Source organism: uncultured Coprobacter sp. (assembly GCF_947855755.1).
Taxonomy (GTDB): domain Bacteria; phylum Bacteroidota; class Bacteroidia; order Bacteroidales; family Coprobacteraceae; genus Coprobacter.
The window spans coordinates 1-21,010 of the sequence record NZ_CANUAR010000026.1 but is presented as its reverse complement, the minus strand read 5'-3'; the positions used below and the strand labels follow the sequence as shown (position 1 = coordinate 21,010).

The following is a 21,010-nucleotide window of genomic DNA, read 5'->3' as shown; positions in this document are numbered from 1 at the left end:
GCACATGGACAAATTTTCGATTTGTTTATTCATTTACCTTTTACTCTAAATATTATCAATATATAGATGTAGCGTTACTTGTTTTAACTTCATTTATTTTACTATCTACCAATTTGTTAAGATCGATTTTAGATAGTTCTGAACAGGGATTGAACGCATCTGAATTCATATAGTTCAAAAGACTATAAAGCAGTTGGCGAACTTCCGGGTAACACTGACTCTTTTCCGAAAGAATATCCATTGAAGAAAATAATAACTTACCCCCATTACAAGCAGCTTCAAAAATAGAAACCAATCGTCTGTTATTTGCAAAATTATCGACATGCTCTATTATCGCTGATATCGGGGCTATAGAATCGACTACTAACGTCTTTGAATTCTTCAGCAAATGCCACCATTGCCAGTTTGTATGACTTTCGGTCGGAAAATCCGACAAAGCCAAATGTTCGGAATCACATAAAATACCCATACTTCCCGCTTGTTTCGGGAAATGAATCGGACTCCAAAAAACCGGAACAAATTTGCCTTCGATTCCCTTTAACGCACCGACAGGTGGAGAAAATAATACCTTTTTACCTTCAGACAATTCCGAAAGAGCTTCATCCAAATCATCGGTTACAAAAACTTTTCCTGTATCTATGACTATATTTTCAGGATATACCCATATCGGCCAATTGTTTTTATAAGCAGTTCCGGTTACAGCAACCTCTAAAGTAAGACATGTCGCATTCGCAATCTGGCCTAAAGATGCTGAAATATTTCCTACGACAGAATTTTTACCCTTTTCAATTTGTTCTACATCAAAATATCCCGATGCAACCGACTCTCCACCTGAATAAAGTAAATTCCATGAGATTTTTCTATTTTTAATATCTGAGGCTGAATAGTTAGCAATCTCAACCGTTGCTTCAAATAATTCATTGTTTGTATAAACAGCCTTAGGAAAACGAGTTAAAGGTACGACCGGAGAACAAAAATTCCGAAAATTTTCTGCAGAGATAATACCTTTAGAGTCCCAAAATGCATCCAACAAACCGACCAAAGCTGTTCCTTGTCCGGGAAAATCGTGCAAATCAAGTAATTGGAAACCTGAGAATCCGGGAGTCTTCAACGCCCGTTCAATCTCTTCTTTATACAATATAGCAGCTAATTTCCCTGAAGCATTTAAGTAGCCATCGGCTTTAGCCAACAATCCTTTTTCTCGCAAGTCAGCCTTTACCGACTTAAAATTCAAAGGATCAAGTACCCCTTTATATTTTTCAATCTCTTTCAAATTAGGGTACACAGCATATTGACCTATCTCATGAGAAATAAGTGGAACAGATATTCCATCAACTGCCGAAGTATAATCCTTATCAAAACAAGGAGCTTCATCGTTAAAAATCCCTTGTCCGCGAACCCAACCTTTTTTTGTCCATTGAGTTACAAAAAAATCGTCTCCAATCTCAGGCCAGTCTCCATGCCCCTTTTCAAAAGTAAATGTAGTAGCCATATACAAATGACGGTTATCTTTTGACTTCATATAAGAACGTAAATCGTTCAAAAAGTCAAAATCAGGTTGTAACTCATTGCCGACACTCATCAAACAAAACGATGGATGATTGCCATACTCTTTTAATATTCTGTCGGCTTCTTCATAAAGGAATCTGTTTGTTGCAGTATCTTTTCCAACTGTCAATGACCACAAAGGCAATTCTACTTGTAAATAAAAACCCATGTCATCAGCCACTTCGAATGCCGCCCGAGGAGGACACCACGAATGAAACCGTAAATGATTTAAACCGTATGATTTCGCAACAGAAAAAACTTTATTCCAACCTTCTCTATCGGTAGGAGGTATCCCTGTCAAAGGGAAAACACAACATTCCAAAGTTCCTCTTAAATAAATACGATCTCCATTATTCATCAATACAGATCCGGACGTCGACAAATTACGCATTCCGAAACGGGTTGAAAAATCAGAAGATTTTTTTCCTTGTACTAAAGTAACATCCATTTGGTAACAAACCGGAGAAAACTCATTCCACAAAACAGCATCCTCATCCATAACATAATCATACGTTATGATATTTCTACCGGGATGAAAAGACGCCGTTAACAAACGTGAAGACAGTTTCTTCTCTTCAACCAACATTTTCGGGCAGAACGAAAGAGTTGCCTTTCGGTCTCGCTTGCCTGCATTTTGTACCGTTACGACACAATGTACTTTTTTCCGGGCAACATCAGGATATAGTTGAACATCTTCTATAAAAACAGGATTGTCTGCACGAAGTTCCAAACGCCCCAATACTCCATTCCACATAATCTGAGTGTCATTGGTATAAGCATGTGCCAAATCTTTAACAGAAATATCATACTGTTTACGGTTATCTATCCGGATTGTTAACCGATGCTTTCCGGCACGAATATCCGATGGTAAATCGAAACGATGAGGAGTAGTCAAACTTTCCTGTACTCCCTCCAAAGCAACACTATCTATCCAAACTTTAGATTGCCACATAACACGTTCTAAAAAGAGAGAAACTTTCCGCCCTCTCCACGATGCAGGAATCTCAATCTCTCGACTATACCATGCCGGACCTACATAAGAGTGACGACGGGTCAAATGTAACATTTGAGGTTTTTCTAAAGCCGGAGACAATTCATTCGGAATACCTTTCCCAGCCAAATCGATCGTTCCGGGCAACTGAATAACATCTTCTAAAGACTTGTCGAACCAACATTCCTGTTCTCCGACATCTTTATCGTCCATAGCAAATTGCCATACTCCGCTCAAATCCAGCACATATTCCTGAGAAAAACTCTCCGGGATAAGTCCGAATAGCACTAAAATCCAAACGATATATTTCTTTTTCATAAAATAAGCCTAAAATGTCTGTAAATCCAGTATTTATAAATATATTATACTTTATTATAAAAACACGCCATCTATTAGATACTTAAATTAAAATTGAATTTCTGCAAACAAAGAAGAATATTTGAGAGGAAAAATAAACAAAAAAAGATAATATCAATCTTTATGTCTCCATTTTTAACACAAGCATCTAATTTTATCAAACGGTCTTTTTATTTATCGCACATATTTAAATGTATTTGTCCCCCTTGATGATTTACATCTAATTTCCGAACTTCCTCCAAAAATAATTTTGCTTTTATCAGGTTTCCCAAACCCAAATGTCCTAACCCCATTACATAGTTACAATGAAGGCGATTTCGTTTATTCAGATCTTCTTCCCAAATTGCCAGATCAGGTAATGAAACAGCAAAATAATCTATTTTACAATCATCGAAAAGATGTTTTTCTCCATGCTTAATCAACTTATTAAAACGACTCCGGGCTTTTTTCTCATCCCCTAAAGCTCTCCAAGCCAATCCCTGGTAAAATATCTTATCAGGTTGCTGATCATTATAAAAGAACGCTTGTGCAGGCTCTGAAGATCCGATTGTCGCTTTATGGAAACAACTCAAAGCTTCGTTCTCTTTACCAAGTCCACGATAGCACAGCCCTTTATAATAATAAATATCATTTTCCTCTGCACCGGCAAGTTTCCCTTCTCCCAAATTATGAGGATACGATTCTGTTTTACTTAACAAATTCAAAGCCTCTTCAAATTGCTGCGCTGAGATCGCTTTTTTCGCTAATTCAACATGACATAACACGTATTGTCCTGTTACTTTCCCTTCACCGCCTTCCCACGGATGGAATTTACGGGCTGCGATCAGCGCCTTTGCTTCTGAATAACGACCTAACTGATTATATAAAGTGATACGTTCCAAAGCCAAATCATCACGGGATTCGACTAAAACTATATGTTTCTCGAGGAAAGCCAACCGTTCGGCATACGGACGTCCCAATTTTTTATAAAGCTGATCGAGTTCCATCAATATACGGGCATCCGTACTATCTAAAGAAAAAGCTCTCTCCAATGCGGCAACCGCCTTTTCTCGATTATTACATTTATTATAATACGCCAATGAAAGATTCCGCCATACCGTCGGAAATTCAGGATCGATTGTCGCAGACTGTTCCCAACAAGATACGGCATTCTCATAACGACGAGAAGCATACCAAAAATTTCCTAAATAATAAAGAGCCTTTGCATCTGAAGGATTCCGGCTGATGGCTTCTTGTAAAATCAAGACTTCTTCTATTCTGTTAGGGAAACAATATGCCGGATCACATTTTTCCGCTTTAACAAAATACTCTTGTGCCAAAGTGTTATTATTTTGTTTTGAATATATATAACCTAATAAGTAATAAATTATAGGATATACTTTTTCAGTATCCTGAAGATATAAACCGAGCAAGCTTGCAGCTTCCTCATATAACCCTCCTGCAACAAAATCCAAAGCATATTCAATGTATCCGTGAGACCAATTACGCATCAACTCTTTCAATTTTTCCAAATCAGAATTTTCTCCGGATGCCAAGTAACGTTCATAACGACACCCCATATTGAAAGAATCGATTTCCAAAGAAGCGTCAGCAAAAGTCATTGCTTTTTCATTGAGTCTCATTTTACGGAGAAGCGAACATTTTAATTGACGGGCTTTGTGATGATGCCAATTTCGTATCAACGATTTTTCCACAGACTCGATAGCTTTCTCATATTCTCCCCGAATGGTTTCTATCCGGGCTATTTCAAAATAAGAAGCATCCTGCCATGCGGCATTCCATGCAGCTTTATAAAACGCATCGTAAGCTTCGTCTATTTTCCCCTGCATGCGACAACTCCAACCTAAATTAAAATAGGGCTCTCCATCATACGGATTAGGATTACGCTGAGTAAGAGTTTTGATTGCTGTACGAAAATATGTTTCAGCTTTAGCAAATTCTCCTTTTCTCATCCATAAAAGTCCCATAGCATTATTACAGCGAACATCTCCCGGCTCTCGACTTAACGCTTCTTCATAATAATCCATCGGATTATAAGTAGCATGACGGTACTGTTCTAAATGTAACCCGGTCAAGAAAAGTTGCTCGATAGAAGCTATTTCTTTAGGGTCTTTTGCCGCCTCTGCCGGATTCGGCAATGGCTTTATTTCTTCCTTATCGGCTTTATAGGTAAGCAACAATTTCCCATCCTGTCCATATATATCCGTAATCATATTTTCTGCAAGCACCCCGTTTGACGGAAACTCAACACGGAAAGGCTCTGCCGGAGAAACATTTACAGTATTGTCAAACAATATTCTATCATTTATATCTCTTACTAAAACACGCACCTTCGGCTGTTTTCCCGTAGCATATAATATCAATGCCGTATTATCTTTCCGTACATCAACGTTCAAAATCAGATCTTTTGTCGCATTCTTGACATATCCGACCTCAGCATAAGGCATAAAATACTGAACCCAAGATTTTTCTTCATACGGTTGCAACCATGTAAAATCGGGTTGATTATCGGTATATACGCCCGTCATCAATTCAATATAAGGACCATCCTCATCTGTGAGATTACGATCCCATGCAACGCCGAAATCTCCATTCCCCCATGTCCATTGTTTTTTCCCAGGAGAAACATGATGATCGGCAACGTGCAACAAACCGCCCTTTTTATCTTCTTCATATCCACCGACAAAATCAAACTTAGAACGAATCGCCATATACGAAGTCGGAACGGGTATATTTTTATATTTCGAAATATCTACACCAGAAGAATAATCTTGTTTATAATATACTCCGGTAGCAATAGGGAAACTCGAAACAGCTCTCTTTCCATGATCGAAAACAGCATTTACATCAGGCGGAAAAACCGAATGATAGTGTTCATTCACCACAACTGCCGGATTAGCCCACCAAAGAAATGTTTGAGGAAAAGACGTCCGATTATAAACTTTTGCTTTTATCTCAATATACGCCTTTCCGGGATAAAGAGTAAACCCATGCATTCCTTTCGTACGAAACATTCGTTCTACTTCATTGCACCAAACCGTCTTACTTCCGTCGGGATGCTCCTCAATAGAATAATCAGTAGGCAAAAAAGTAGAAGGACGGTGATGTTGCGGCCAATTAAACTCTATACCTCCCGAAATCCAAGGACCCGTAAGTCCGACAAGAGCAGGCTTTATAACTTGATTATAATATACAAAATGACGTTTCTTTATTTTATCATAAGCCATTTGCACACGACCGCCGAGTTCCGGCAAAATCATCATCTTGATATATTCATTTTCAAGGAATAACGCCTTATATTTTTTCTCAGACTTTACATCCTCTATTTTCTCAACTACAGGATATGGATACACAGACCCACAACTTCCTTGATATACTCTTTTTTCTAAAAAAATAGGATTTTTTTCTTCTTTTCCTATGCCGTACGTAGGGAGCATAATATCTTCTTCCCAAGCACGTACCTGTCCTTCCCCAACCTCACAACGAGTCAGGTATTCTGTAATTTTTTCCATACTTTATAGTGTTATTCTTTAATCAATTCTCGTTCTATATCCTCTAAACTTTTACCTTTCGTTTCAGGCAGTTTTATCGTAACAAAAATTCCTCCGGCCAAACAAATCAAACCATAAAACCAAAATGTCCCATAAGCACCCAAACTATGATTCAAAATAGGGAATGTATAAGTAAGAATAAAGCATGCCGCCCACAAAGCGAATGTGGCAACCGACATTGCAACACCTCTCACTCTGTTCGGGAATATTTCAGAAATAATAACCCACATAACCGGAGCTAATGTCATTGCATAACATGCAATTGCAAATACGACGATAATCAACAACGGAAGTCCGGATACATGAAAATAGTAAGCCGCACCCATAAATGCATAAATCACCGTCAATGCAAATGCTCCCAGCATCATCAGCTTTTTCCGTCCCCATTTATCAACTACAAACATGGCCAAAACGGTAAAAACGACATTTGTTATTCCTGTTATTACGATATTCATCAGTACGTCAGAAACTCCATATCCTGCAGCCATAAATATCTCTTGTGCATAATTAAATATCACATTTATACCGCACCATTGTTGAAATACGGCCAATACAATGCCTATCACCAACACATTACGTAAAGATGGAGACAACAATTTTTTAAATCCTCCTTGTGGTTCAGCCGGTACAGTATGTTCTATTTCACGCATCTCCGCAAGAGCATATTCTCGCCCTCCAATCCTATCAAACACCTGTAAAGCCGCATCTCTACGTCCCATCGTAGCCAACCAACGAGGACTTTCCGGCAAAAAGAAACCGACTATAAAAAACAAAGCTGCGGGGACAATCATAGCTAAAAACATCCAACGCCATCCCCATTGGCCGTTCCATGACATTCGAATCATCTCTCCCGTAGCATCTTGCGGAACAGGTTCGGCAATCAACCAATTCACAATTTGAGAGGCTAATATACCCAATACTATCGTCAACTGATTTATCGACACAAAACGTCCCCGCACATCAGACGGGGAAATCTCCGCTATATACATAGGAGAAAGGCTGGAAGCAATTCCTATAGCAAAACCGCCGATAAGCCTAAATACATTAAACATAGCAAAACTATTACACAACCCTGTACCTAAAGAAGTACAAATAAAAAGAGCTGCTGCTAAAATCAAAATCGGTTTACGCCCGAAACGGTCACTAAATTTCCCCGCTATCAAAGCTCCGACAAGACAGCCTATCAGAGCACTACTCATCGCCCATCCCTGCATATACGGATTACCGGCAATCTCAAAAAACTGTTCATAAAAAGGTTTAGCACCTCCGATAACAACCCAGTCATATCCGAACAGAAATCCTCCCATTGCGGAAGCTAAGGCTATAAAAAACAGAAAAAATTTACTGTGTGCATTCATTGGTTTTCAGAATTAAATTTCAACAATACAAAGAGAACCGTTTTTTTTTATTTACGACATAGAGAAAAATGTTATTTACATGGATAATTTTATTCTGTTTATCAATTTTATATGAATATACACTATATAACATTACAGCTCTTAAAAGAATGAATACATGCTTGTTACAAATTAAAATTATCAATATATTTGCGAAAGTGTATCTTAAATCACATAACTTATGGCTAAAATAAAAAGCGGATTCAAAGGAGAAAGAGCTATAGTCCTACCTTCCGCAGTCATCAATAGCATCGCTCAAGACGTTTTAGGGAAAGAGCTGCATATTACCGACATAGGTTATTATCCGCAAGCTTCATACCACTACCGTGAACGCACAAAAGAGGAAGCGGAACAATTCATATTGATTTATTGTGTCGAAGGTCACGGATGGTTCAATATTCATGAAAACAAATATTCCGTACAATCGAACCAGTTTTTCATCTTACCTAAAAACACGGCACATTCATACGGAAGCGACCTTAAAGATCCATGGACTATCTACTGGATTCACTTCAACGGAGAAAAAGCCTCATTTTTTGCAAACGGATTTGATAAGCCGACAAACATCACACCAAATTCCGACTCTCGTATCGAAGAGCGTCTCCGTCTTTTCGAAGAAATATTTTATACTCTAAGTAGAGGATATAGCAAAAACAACTTTTATTATGCAATTACAAGCTTATTCTATTTTCTCGGATCTATGAAATTTTTGGGAGAATACAGGGAAAGTGCACAGCCTAAAAACAAACAAATGGATATTACTGAAGATATTATTCACTACATGAGAGAAAATATCGAAAAAAAAATTACATTGTCCGACTTAGCAGTACATGCCGGATTATCATCTTCCCATCTATCGTCTATATTTCAGAAAAAGACCGGATACTCTCCTCTCCGCTATTTTACACACTTGCGTATTCAGGAGGCTTGCCACTATCTCGACTTCACTGATATGAAAATAAATCAAATATGTCATAAATTCGGTTTCGAGGATGCTTTCTATTTTACTCGGATTTTTACACAAGTTATGGGAATGTCGCCAAGCAAATATAGGGAACAGAAAAAAGGATAGATATCAATTAATAAAGAAAAAAGACCGGATAATAATCCGATCTTTTTTATAAGGGTTATTGACCAATCAATTCTGTCAACTTCTCAGGACTAAAGTTTTTGGCTATAATTACTCCGTTTTGATCCAGAAGATAATTTCCAAAACCTTTTTTAAGACGGAAAGCCTTATAAATATCCGAAGCCTCTCCATCCTTGTCATAGAATTGCGTATTTCTATCCAACTCGTCCAATTTTACGGTTTCTTCAAAAATGACTCTACTCGGGTCATACGAAACTGAAACAAACGAAAGATTCTGATGATCCAATTTTTCGATCTCCTGCCGCATTCTCACATTAGAAATGCGTGACGGAGCATCATAGCTAGCCCAAAAATTAAGCACAACATATTTGCCTTTCAAATCTCTCAAATCGAAAGTCCCGGCGGTGGAATCAGTCATTTGAAAGTTCGGAGCTTTTTCTCCGATAAACAATCCGGTTTTGGGAAACCGATTATTACTAGCTGAAAACATCAAAAACAATACAAATAACGCAAAGATTGACTTTACTTTCTTCATACTGAAGTTTTATGATTCATACTAAACTTGCAGTTGCGACATCGCGTCAGAATGCTACAAGCCCCACTGATTTTCAGCGGTAAATCTACTGTCTCGAAAACGCCTTTTCCCTGACAGAGATTCAGAAAACGATTGCAAAGATGCATTTTTTCTGAAAAACAGCCCAAAATTATTCATTTTTTTTAACAATACAGCCAGAACAAAACAGTATCATAACACTGTTTTATTCTCTTCATTACCGAAATATACATATCTTTTTAAACGGCAAAATAATACGTAACCGTATTTTAATTATCTTTGCAACCCATATTTTTATGATATACATTTTATGAGCCAAAAAACAGAGATCATATTGATCAATATCTCCGGAGGAGATAAACCGGGGGTAACATCAGCCCTGACACGAATATTAGCACGTTATAATGCTACAATACTCGACATCGGACAAGCAGATATTCACCACACTCTATCTTTGGGTATTCTCTTTAAAACGACCGATGACAATTCAGGTGAAATAATGAAAGATCTGTTATTCAAGGCTTATGAATTGGAAATAAATATCAAATTTTCTCCGATTAGTGAAAGTGAATATAACAGTTGGGTAAGCCTTCAAGGAAAAAACCGATATATCATTACGATCCTAAGTCGACAAATTACTGCCCGACAAATCGGAGAAGTAACTCGTGTCGTCGCAGAACAGGGATTGAACATCGATGCCATTCAACGGCTTACCGGAAGAATTCCTCTGGACGAGTCAGCCCGTAAGCCCAAATCATGCATAGAACTTTCGGTCAGAGGAACTCCGAAAGATAAATCCTCCATGCAATCGAATTTTATGCAATTATCTTCGGAATTGGGTATGGATATATCTTTTCAACAAGACGATATGTTTCGCCGTTGCCGCCGCCTTATATGTTTTGATATGGATTCTACCCTCATTGAAACAGAAGTAATTGACGAATTGGCAATACGTGCCGGAGTAGGCGATGAAGTAAAAGCAATTACCGAATCTGCCATGCGTGGAGAAATCGATTTTTCCGAAAGTTTCGAACGAAGAGTAGCTTTATTAAAGGGACTCGATGTTTCTGTAATGGAAGATATTGCCCAAAATCTTCCTATAACGGAAGGCGTAGATCGTATGATGCAGGTTCTTAAAACAGCAGGATTCAAAATCGCTATTCTTTCGGGAGGATTCACCTATTTCGGAAATTACCTGAAAAAGAAATATGGGATAGATTATGTATATGCAAACGAACTGGAAATAGAGAACGGCAAGTTGACAGGAAAACACATCGGCGATATTGTCGACGGGAAACGTAAAGCTGAATTATTACGCCTCATCGCCCAAGTAGAAAACGTGGATATTGCACAGACCATTGCTGTCGGAGATGGTGCAAATGACCTGCCTATGCTCAATATAGCAGGTTTGGGAATAGCTTATCATGCCAAACCAAAAGTAAAAGAAAATGCATCCCAGTCTATTTCGACAATAGGTCTCGACGGTGTACTCTATTTCTTAGGTTTCAAAGATTCTTATATCGGAGACAATAAGATCTAAACTAAAAGAACCTAAGATCTTGTCTAAAATCAAGAGACTGTTTAAATTTTCCGACAAAAAAATATTATCAGGTCATCGTTGCGTTTTCTCTCGTCAGATAGTCTGCTATCATCTTCATAAAAACGATAAAATATCCTCGAAAGAAACTATCAAAACTGACTCGAGTAAAATTAAGACAGGCTCTTAGATATATATTTTCAAAGTTACTTTGAAAATATATATCTAAACCTAAAAGAAATATTTTTATTTCTTCAATTTTCCATAAACTTCATCTATTTACCTTCAACATATTATTCATTGTTTTCATTTTTGAATAACAGCTTTTTATATTAGCAAAATATTATTTATATTTGCCTCATTATCTATAATACTTGAAAAAACAGTAATACTTATGAAAAACAACAATTGGTATCCTTGGGTGGTAGTCGGTTTACTATGGGTCGTTGCTTTGCTCAATTATATGGACCGCCAAATGCTCTCCACCATGCAAGATGCAATGAAAATCGACATTTCAGAACTAAATAAAGCTGAGGCTTTCGGTGCATTAATGGCCGTTTTTTTATGGATTTACGGCTTTATGAGTCCCATTTCAGGGATGATTGCCGATCGGCTGAACCGAAAATGGTTGATAGTCGGGAGCTTGTTTGTTTGGTCAACAGTCACCTATTTAATGGGATATGCAGACAGTTTTCAAGAACTATACTGGTTAAGAGCTTTAATGGGAGTAAGCGAAGCTCTTTATATTCCATCGGCTCTATCGCTTATCGCAGACTGGCATCAAGGAAAATCCAGATCATTGGCCATAGGTATCCACATGACGGGACTATATGTAGGGCAAGCAGTCGGGGGATTCGGAGCTACGATCGCAGCCACATTTTCATGGCATTCCACTTTTTACTGGTTCGGAATTATAGGTATCGCCTACTCTTTGATTCTCGTGTTCGCCTTACGAGAAAATCCTGCTCATAATACTAAAAAGATCGGTACAAAAATAAATATAGAAAAGAAAGTTTCTCTATTCAGCGGGTTATCCGTCCTTTTCTCGACATGGGCTTTTTGGATTATTCTTTTCTATTTTGCAGCACCCAGCCTTCCCGGATGGGCAACCAAAAACTGGTTGCCTACACTATTTTCCGAGACACTGAATATTCCCATGTCCGAAGCTGGTCCTATATCTACCATTACCATTGCCGTATCTTCATTTATAGGAGTTATTGTCGGCGGTATTTTATCGGATCGCTGGGTACAAAAAAATATTCGCGGAAGGGTTTATACAGGAGCTATCGGTTTAGGGATGACAATTCCGGCTTTAATGTTGCTCGGCTTCGGAGAAAGTCTCATGGCTGTTGTCGGTGCAGGACTGCTTTTCGGAATAGGTTTCGGTATTTTCGATGCCAATAATATGCCTATTTTATGTCAATTTATATCAGCTAAATATCGCGGAACTGCTTACGGTATCATGAATATGACCGGTGTATTTGCAGGCGCAGCCGTAACAGAACAATTAGGTAAATGGACTGACGGAGGAAATTTAGGTATGGGCTTTGCCTTACTCAGTATCGTCGTCCTTGTAGCGTTACTTTTACAAGTCTATTTTCTCCGTCCCACGACAGACAATATGGAATAAATCATACATAAAAATATAATTGCTATGGAAAAAATTACAGGTCTTATAGATGCTCCGTTTACTCCATTCTATGAAAATGGAGAGGTAAACTACGAACCGATCGATGTATATGCAAAAATGCTCAAAAAAAACGGATTACAAGGAGTATTTATCAACGGTTCTTCCGGAGAAGGCTATATGCTGACGGAAGATGAACGAATGAAACTGGCCGAACATTGGATGGCTGCAGCTCCGGACGGGTTTAAGGTCATAGTTCATGTAGGTAGCTGTTGCGTAAAATCGAGTCGCATTTTAGCTGAACACGCGCAGAAAATAGGTGCATGGGGTATCGGAGCAATGGCTCCTCCTTTCCCTAAAATCGGACGCGTCGAAGAATTGGTGAAATATATCGAAGAGATTGCAATAGGAGCTCCGAAATTGCCATTCTATTATTATCATATTCCGGCTTTTAACGGGGCATTTCTGCCTATGGTAAAATTATTGGAAACTGTCGATGGACGTATTCCTAATTTTGCAGGTATTAAATATACATTTGAAAGTATGTATGAATACAATCAATGCCGGCTTTACAAAGGAGGGAAATATGACATGCTACACGGACAAGATGAGACGATATTGCCTTGCCTGGCTATGGGAGGTGCACGTGGAGGTATCGGTGGAACAACCAATTATAACGGTCGTGAGCTGGTTGGAATCATTGATGCTTGGGAAAAAGGAGATATCGAATTGGCTCGTGAACGCCAGAATTTCTCTCAAGAAGTGATAAATGTTATATGCCGCTATCGGGGCAATATCGTAGGGGGAAAACGCATTATGAAACTTATCGGTCTGGATTTAGGCAAAAACCGAACACCTTTTCAAAATATGACTGAAGAAGAAGAAATTCAAATGAAAGCTGAACTTGAAGCTATCAACTTTTTTGATCGCTGCAACAAATTTTAGACAAAGATGGATATAACAAAATATTTAGATACATGGGCTGCTGCTTATCGAAATGATCTCATAGAGAACATAATGCCCTTTTGGATGAAATTCGGTCTCGACCGTAAACATGGCGGAATATACACCTGCCTCGACCGAGACGGTAAATTAATGGACTCCACAAAATCGGTATGGTTTCAAGGACGTTTCGGTTTTATCGCATCTTATGCCTACAATCACATAGAAAAAAAACAAGAATGGTTAGCTGCGTCCAAAAGTTGTATCGATTTCATAGAGACACATTGTACCGATACTGACGGACATCTGTTTTTCGAAGTAACAGAAGAGGGATTACCTTTGCGGAAAAGACGCTATGTTTTTTCCGAATGCTTTGCCGCTATCGCCATGTCGGAATATGCCATAGCTTCCGGAGATAAAAGCTACGCAACAAAGGCATTAGAGATGTTCAAGAGGATTCTCAGGTTTCTCTCTACACCCGGTTTTTTAGAACCGAAGTATTTACCGACACTGCAATCTCGCGGACATTCGATCACGATGATCCTTATCAATACGGCATCCCGAATACGGGAAGCAATTGAAGATCCTGTACTCGACCGACAGATAAATGAATCTCTGACCTCCATTCGTCGATACTTCATGCATCCCGAATTTAAAGCTTTGCTCGAAATGGTCGGTCCTGACGGAGAACTCATAGATACTTGTAACGGCCGCACCATTAATCCGGGACATTGCATTGAAACCTCATGGTTTATCATGGAAGAAGCCCGACACAGAAATTGGGATAAAGATTTAGTACAACTGGCTCTCCAAATTCTCGATTGGTCTTGGGAATGGGGTTGGGATAAAGAATACGGAGGCATTATCAACTTCCGCGACTGCAAAAATTTTCCACCTCAAGACTATTCTCAAGATATGAAATTCTGGTGGCCGCAAACAGAAGCTATCATCGCTACACTATATGCTTATCGAGCTACGCATGACGATAAATATCTTGTTATGCATAAACAGATCAGCGATTGGACTTATTCTCATTTTCCGGATAAAGAATTCGGTGAGTGGTACGGCTATCTGCATCGTGATGGAACAGTAGCCCAACCTGCCAAAGGAAATTTATTCAAAGGACCGTTTCACATTCCGAGAATGATGATATGCAGTTACATGCTTTGCAAAGAAATGACTTGAATATAAAGCAAGACTCATTTATAAGACAATAAATAAATGATAAAAAAAATCGCATCTTTTATATATATTTTTTTATTCTTTCTGCCAAGTTTTGCTGGAGGAAAGCTATATCTATGTACGAACATACATTCAATAGAAAAAGCTTTTAAATCCCCAAAAACCGATTACAAAGTCGTACATGATTCAGAATGCTATATACCTGCATCTTTTTTCCGAACAGGAACTCCGAAATTTCCGGTTAAACTCGACCGCATTTGTCAGATAAAAGGATTTCCTAAAAAAGAAAAAGATTTTACAAAAGGTATTTCCGCCTGTTTTGCCGGTATCTTCAACGGACATAGTACACTGATGATAGGAGGAGGATGCAATTTCCCCGATATTCCGGCGGCAGACGGAGGAAATAAAAAATATTACCGAAGTATATATGCCGCCGAAGTTACCGGAGACTCGCTTTTCACATGGGAAAAAATCGGGGAATTTCCACAAGATGTTGCCTATGGCGTTACCATATCTACTCCCGACGGTATTCTCTGCATCGGGGGCATGAATGCACAAGAAAGTCTGACTCAAGTATATAGAGTTACATTAAAAAATAAAAATGCAAAGGCTGCATTGGAAACATTGCCGGCTCTACCTTGTGCTTTAGACAACATGACAGGTTCTTTGCTCGGTAACATAGTATATATAGCCGGAGGTAATAAAAACGGTATTCCTTGCAACGATTTTTATTGTTTGGATTTAAACGATCTCACAAAGGGCTGGCATAAACTTCCGAGTTTCCCGGGATCTCCACGCATACAAGCCGTCAGTGCAGCACAAGTCAACCCACACGGAGAACAAATATTCTGTTTATGGGGAGGCTTCTCTACTTCTGACGGAAACCGACAGGCAACTTTATCGACAGACGGCTATACTTATTCTCCGAGTACAAAAAAATGGACTCCATTACCCGATCCTACAAACAACGAAGGGGATACAGTTTCTTTAGGAGGCGGCAGCATCGTTGCCTTATCCGACAGTTTGATATTATGTACAGGAGGAGTAAATAAAGACATATTTTTACAAGCCCTTAAACACACTACACCCGACTACCTGTTACATCCCATAGAGTGGTATCGTTTCAATAATCGTTTACTGGTATATAACTCTCGTCAAAAAAGATGGAAAGAAATCGCAAAAGTACCTGAAACCGCCAGAGCCGGAGCATCTCTCATTTTCGACGGCTACGGTTATTTACTTATCAACGGGGAATTAAAACCCGGCATTCGTACTCCGGATATAACAAGAATTCTGCTAAAAACAGAAACAAATCCAAAACCAATAAACCCAATTATCTCTAATCAAAATGAATATTAAAAATAAAGGAACTGATCTTTTAGTATCTTCATTCGGAGATGTAGTAAAGAAAAAATATGATCTGGTCATATTGCCATGGGGTGCTACCGAACCGCATAATTTACATTTACCTTATTTGACCGATTGCATTTTATCGCACAGTATTGCTGTTGATGCTGCAAAAATAGCAAAAGATCATTTCGGAGTAAACTGTATGGTTATGCCTCCGATTACTTTAGGTGCTCAAAACCCGGGTCAACGAGAATTAAGTTTCTGCATACATGCCCGTTATGAAACTCAAAAAGCAATTCTGACAGATATTGTTTCGTCTCTCCATATACAAAGAATCAATAAGTTAGTCATCATTAACGGTCATGGTGGAAATTGTTTTAAAAATATGATTCGAGACCTGTCGATAGATTATCCGGATTTTCTAATTGCCACAAGCGAATGGTACACAGTACTCCCGGCAAAAAAATATTTCGACACTCCGGGAGATCATGCAGATGAAGTAGAAACTTCGGTCATGATGCATTATTATCCAGAATTAGTCAATCTCAAAAACGCCGGTGAAGGAAAATATAAATCATTCGCTTTAGAATCTCTAAAAGAAAAAGTTGCTTGGATACCTCGCAACTGGCAAAAGGTATCTGAAGATACCGGTATCGGCAATCCGGCTCTTGCCACAGCAGAAAAAGGGAAATGCTTTGCCAATGCCATAGCCGATAAATATGCACTGCTATTTGCTGAACTCAGCCGAATAGATAGAACAGGTCTTTATGAAAAAGAAAGTGAAGAATAATAACCAATAGATCTACACACATAATCCTGACAAAACAAAATCCAGTGTTTTTCTAACCGTCATAAATTATCAACTAACACACAACGAAACTACTATTCCTAAAAAAATAAGAGTATAATTTTTTGCATTTATCTTTATCAATGCCGACCTATTCTGATAAAAAGTAAGATTATAAATAAATAACCAAAAGAAAATATTTCATAAAACAAAGAACAAGCAAAAAAGGAATTTTGTTAAACAGATAACCATTCGCTTGCAATTTAAGCATATCAATTAAAAAAAATGTATAGTATCTCAAAATCATTTTATCCTTAAAGAATTGTTCTAAAAAAATCTGTACATTTGAATGATTATTCTTTTTGACTGAAACTATATATGAAAAGATTCTTGCTCATATTCGCCGTACTTCTGACATTTTCATCCGTTTCTTTTTCCCAAACAGTCGGATTAGTACTTAGCGGAGGCGGTGCGAAAGGAATCGCTCATATCGGAATTATCCAAGCTCTTGAAGAGAATAACGTTCCTATCGACTACATTGCAGGAACTTCAATGGGCGCAATCGTAGGAGCTTTATATGCAATGGGATATACTCCTGCTGAAATGATCGAACTGATAAAGTCCGATGACTTTGCATCTTGGTCAACAGGAAAAATGGAAGAAAAATATATCTACTATTTTAAAAAGCCTGATCAAACTCCCGAATTTGCCTCTTTTAAAATAGGATTGAAAGATTCCAGCAAAATAACACCGCATTTTTTGCCTAAAAGTTTAATAAATCCCCTCCCGATGAATTTGGCTTTCATGCGTATCTTTGCACCTTATACAGCACAATCAGGAGGAAATTTCAACAATTTGTTCGTACCGTTCCGGGCTGTAGCTTCAGATGTTTACCACAAACGTCCGGTTATATTCGAAAAAGGAGATTTAGGTGATGCCGTACGCGCCTCTATGAGTTTCCCATTCGTATTTAAACCTATCGAAATAGATAGCGTATTGTTATATGATGGAGGTATCTATAATAATTTTCCCATAGATGTCATGAAAGAAGACTTCAACCCGGATATTATTATCGGAAGCAACGTTTCTTCAAATCCTGAAAAACCTAAGGAAGATAATCTCATGGCACAAATCGAAAATATGGTCATGCAAAAGACAGATTATAAGATTAAAGAAGAAGACGGTATTCTAATCGATTTCAATTTAAAAGAGTATAATCTCCTCGATTTCCCGAAAGCAGACCAGATTTTCAAAATCGGATATGATAAAGCCGTATCGATGATGGATTCTATAAAATCAAGAATACCCAGAGAACTGCCATCTGAAACACGGAAACTCCAAAGAATGGTATTCAAAAGCAAAACTCCGGAACTTTTATTCGAAGATATATCTATTAAAGGAGGCAATCACTCTCAACAAAATTATATTCGTAAACAGTTTCAATTAGACGAAAATAAACTTCTCGATCAAGAAGATGTCAAACAATCTTACTACAAACTACTTTCCGATTCGAAAATCTCCGATCTTATTCCGCATGCTGTATATGATGAAGAATCCGGGAACTTCAAACTTTTATTGAATGCAAAGCTCGAGGATAATATAGCCATAGGATTAGGAGGATATATCTCTTCAGGAAATACCAATCAGATCTATTTAGGAGCAAAATACAGAACTTTAAGCCTCTATTCTTTGGATTTCGACTTAAACGGACAATTCGGAAGGTCGTATAATACAGGATTGGCCTCCGCTCGTTTCGAACTGCCGGGTACAATACCTATGTACCTGAAATTTATCGGAGTAGTATCCAAAAAGAAATATTACGAAAGTGAAAAACTTTTTCAAATCGAAGAATCTCCGACATTTATCACTCAAAGCGAAAATTACGTAAAACTCCGTATGGGTCTTCCGTTCCTTACAAACGCAAAAACCGAAGTAACGTTAGGATACGGATATTTATATGACAAATATTACCAATCAAATACGGTTGACTATTCACAAACTCAAGCAGATAGAAGCTCTTACCGGTTAGCAATGGGATCACTACGCTTTGAAAAAAATACTCTGAACAGTTTTATGTTTCCGGTAACAGGAAATCGAATTTCCGTAATCGGGGAGGCTGTTTACGGACGAGAAATGTTCAGGCCCTCCGACCCCAATCTACATACTGAAAAAGCCACTCATTCATGGCTGCAACTTTCTGGAATTTATGATCAATATTTCAATACCGCTCCCAAATTCACGCTTGGAGTACGCAGTGAAATAGTCGTTTCCAGCAAGAACTTTTTCAGTAATTATACTGCTACTATCATTCAAGCTCCGGCATTTACACCTACCCCGCACAGCAAAACGGTCTTTAATGAGGCTTTTAGAGCAAACCAATATATTGCTGCCGGGATTCTTCCTATTTGGAAAATCATCAGCAATCTACAGTTACGTACAGAGCTATATGGATTTGTACCCTTTTTTGAAATTAAACAAGGTAAAAACAACCAGCCCTACTACGGACGCTTCATGAACTCTTTTAAATATATGGGAGAAATTGCTTTAGTGTACGATCTGCCTTTTGCCTCAATCAGCATTTATACTAATCATTATAGCTACCCCAAAAAGAACTGGAATTTCGGTATCGGGTTAGGACTACTATTATATAATCCTAAATTCTTAGAATAAGAAATTGTTTAAATTTAGCCCGGACATTTCAAGCGTTATCCTCTCTTGATTTGCATAATCTATTCTCTGCAGAAAAAAGATTCCGATTTATTATTTGCAAAACAAAAATTATTTATATCTTTGCATTCGAAAAATGGCTCCGTGGCTCAACTGAATAGAGCATCTGACTACGGATCAGAAGGTTACAGGTTTGAATCCTGTCGGAGTCACGAAAATCCTTTAAGCAAAATTGCTTAAAGGATTTTTCATTTAAATCTATTTTGTCTTGTAAAAATTATTGTATTTTAGAAGCATCCCGCAACTTACCCAAACAAATGTCTATATCAAACGACACTATATATTATAATAAACTAAGGACATTAGCAACAATTGCCGTAGTTACCATACATGCATCAAGCACATTATTTTACCATAGACCTATAGGAAGCGAGTCATGGTGGATCGCCACATTTTTCGACACAATAGCAAGATTCGGAGTTCCGATATTTTTAATGATTTCAGGAGCTTTACTACTGCCTAAAAAAGAGGATATGAAAAGCTTTTACTCAAAGAGGTTGCACCGCATACTCATTCCTTTTTTATTATGGCTGACAATATACTATTTCTATAATCTCCCCGTAAACATATCTCTATCCGAAAAATTTCATCGGTTATTGAATGGAATATGTTCCGGAAGCAGTTATCACCTCTGGTATATTTACATGCTTGTCGGAATATATCTGGCTATTCCTTTAGTACGTATATGGATACAGAATATATCTACCAAAAGTATTCGAACTATTTTGTTGTTCTGGGGAATATTGCTTCTACTAAGGTTGACCGATGAAACCGGTAAATTGGTAAAAAGTCTCAATATCGAATTTTTTTACTACTTAGGATATCCTATTGCCGGTTATTATTTATCGGTACTTAAATTTCATAAATCTCATCAAATAATACGCAGATTTTCAATTACTGCTATTATCATCGGAATGCTTTTAACTCTATCCGGGACTTACCTCCTCTCCACATATAAAGGAAAAACCGACGAGCTATTTTTCAATTGCCTCTCTCCGACTGTTGTGCTCATGTCTTTCGGAATTTTTCTATTATTCAAACATATCGAATTCAAAAAAGAAAAAATTCCCGGAAAATGGATATGCACTTACAGTTACGGAATTTATTTATGCCATGTATATGTATTAGAACAATTAAAATCTGTATATTGGATTAAATATACCTATTATATACATCCGGCAATAGGCATTCCGACATTAGTAATTTCTTGTCTGTTTCTATCTCTTTTATTGATAATGACAATTCACAAAATACCCAGAATCGGAAAATATATTTCGGGATAAAACAAAAGAGGTCAGATAAACCTGACCTCTTATTTAATTTAGAGAAGGGTGAAAGATGGGGCTCGAACCCACGACCCTTGGAACCACA

At 37.9% G+C, this 21,010-nt stretch carries 13 protein-coding genes and 1 tRNA gene; 10 read left to right on the top strand and 4 right to left on the bottom strand.

The window, feature by feature from the left end; genetic code table 11:
- Positions 1–55 precede the first annotated feature (55 nt).
- From Q0093_RS12345 to Q0093_RS12335, 3 genes are all read right to left on the bottom strand, one after another.
- Positions 56–2,857 (bottom strand): sugar-binding domain-containing protein, encoded by a 2,802-nt coding sequence (locus tag Q0093_RS12345; RefSeq protein ID WP_297930911.1) that lies wholly within the window; start codon positions 2,855–2,857, stop codon positions 56–58.
- Between the two features lie 209 nt (positions 2,858–3,066).
- On the bottom strand, positions 3,067–6,408 hold the full coding sequence (locus Q0093_RS12340) for a DUF5107 domain-containing protein (RefSeq protein WP_297930908.1): 3,342 nt from the start codon (positions 6,406–6,408) through the stop codon (positions 3,067–3,069).
- An 11-nt stretch (positions 6,409–6,419) separates the two neighbouring features.
- Entirely contained in the window at positions 6,420–7,805 is a 1,386-nt protein-coding gene (locus Q0093_RS12335; protein WP_297930905.1) for a sugar porter family MFS transporter, read from the bottom strand.
- A gap of 220 nt (positions 7,806–8,025) precedes the next feature.
- On the opposite strand from Q0093_RS12335, the gene Q0093_RS12330 reads away from it, so the two are divergent.
- A complete protein-coding gene (locus Q0093_RS12330) occupies positions 8,026–8,916 on the top strand; it encodes an AraC family transcriptional regulator (RefSeq protein WP_297930903.1) in 891 nt (296 codons plus the stop codon).
- A 55-nt stretch (positions 8,917–8,971) separates the two neighbouring features.
- Here the strand turns inward: Q0093_RS12330 and Q0093_RS12325 are convergent, their stop codons facing one another.
- Positions 8,972–9,469, bottom strand: a complete 498-nt coding sequence (locus Q0093_RS12325) for a redoxin domain-containing protein (RefSeq protein ID WP_297305410.1) — start codon at positions 9,467–9,469, stop codon at positions 8,972–8,974.
- Between the two features lie 328 nt (positions 9,470–9,797).
- Here Q0093_RS12325 and serB point away from each other — a divergent pair, with 328 nt between their 5' ends.
- The 9 genes from serB to Q0093_RS12280 all read left to right on the top strand — a co-directional run bounded on the left by serB (position 9,798) and on the right by Q0093_RS12280 (position 20,922).
- Complete coding sequence (gene serB / locus Q0093_RS12320; protein WP_122303825.1) at positions 9,798–11,027, top strand: phosphoserine phosphatase SerB; 1,230 nt, start codon at positions 9,798–9,800, stop codon at positions 11,025–11,027.
- Positions 11,028–11,418: 391 nt separating this feature from the next.
- Positions 11,419–12,654, top strand: coding sequence for an MFS transporter (locus tag Q0093_RS12315; protein WP_297930899.1), 1,236 nt, complete (start codon positions 11,419–11,421; stop codon positions 12,652–12,654).
- A gap of 24 nt (positions 12,655–12,678) precedes the next feature.
- Positions 12,679–13,596 (top strand): dihydrodipicolinate synthase family protein, encoded by a 918-nt coding sequence (locus Q0093_RS12310; RefSeq protein WP_297930897.1) that lies wholly within the window; start codon positions 12,679–12,681, stop codon positions 13,594–13,596.
- A gap of 6 nt (positions 13,597–13,602) precedes the next feature.
- On the top strand, positions 13,603–14,778 hold the full coding sequence (locus Q0093_RS12305) for an AGE family epimerase/isomerase (RefSeq protein WP_297930895.1): 1,176 nt from the start codon (positions 13,603–13,605) through the stop codon (positions 14,776–14,778).
- A gap of 36 nt (positions 14,779–14,814) precedes the next feature.
- A complete protein-coding gene (locus Q0093_RS12300; protein WP_297930892.1) occupies positions 14,815–16,134 on the top strand; it encodes a cyclically-permuted mutarotase family protein in 1,320 nt (439 codons plus the stop codon).
- Positions 16,124–16,915 (top strand): creatininase family protein, encoded by a 792-nt coding sequence (locus Q0093_RS12295; protein ID WP_297930889.1) that lies wholly within the window; start codon positions 16,124–16,126, stop codon positions 16,913–16,915. The genes Q0093_RS12300 and Q0093_RS12295 overlap by 11 nt, the downstream gene beginning before the upstream one ends.
- Before the next feature lie 375 nt (positions 16,916–17,290).
- Complete coding sequence (locus Q0093_RS12290; RefSeq protein ID WP_297930886.1) at positions 17,291–19,582, top strand: patatin-like phospholipase family protein; 2,292 nt, start codon at positions 17,291–17,293, stop codon at positions 19,580–19,582.
- Between the two features lie 135 nt (positions 19,583–19,717).
- A tRNA-Arg gene (locus Q0093_RS12285) sits at positions 19,718–19,791 on the top strand.
- Positions 19,792–19,896: 105 nt separating this feature from the next.
- Positions 19,897–20,922, top strand: coding sequence for an acyltransferase family protein (locus Q0093_RS12280; protein ID WP_297930883.1), 1,026 nt, complete (start codon positions 19,897–19,899; stop codon positions 20,920–20,922).
- Positions 20,923–21,010 lie beyond the last annotated feature (88 nt).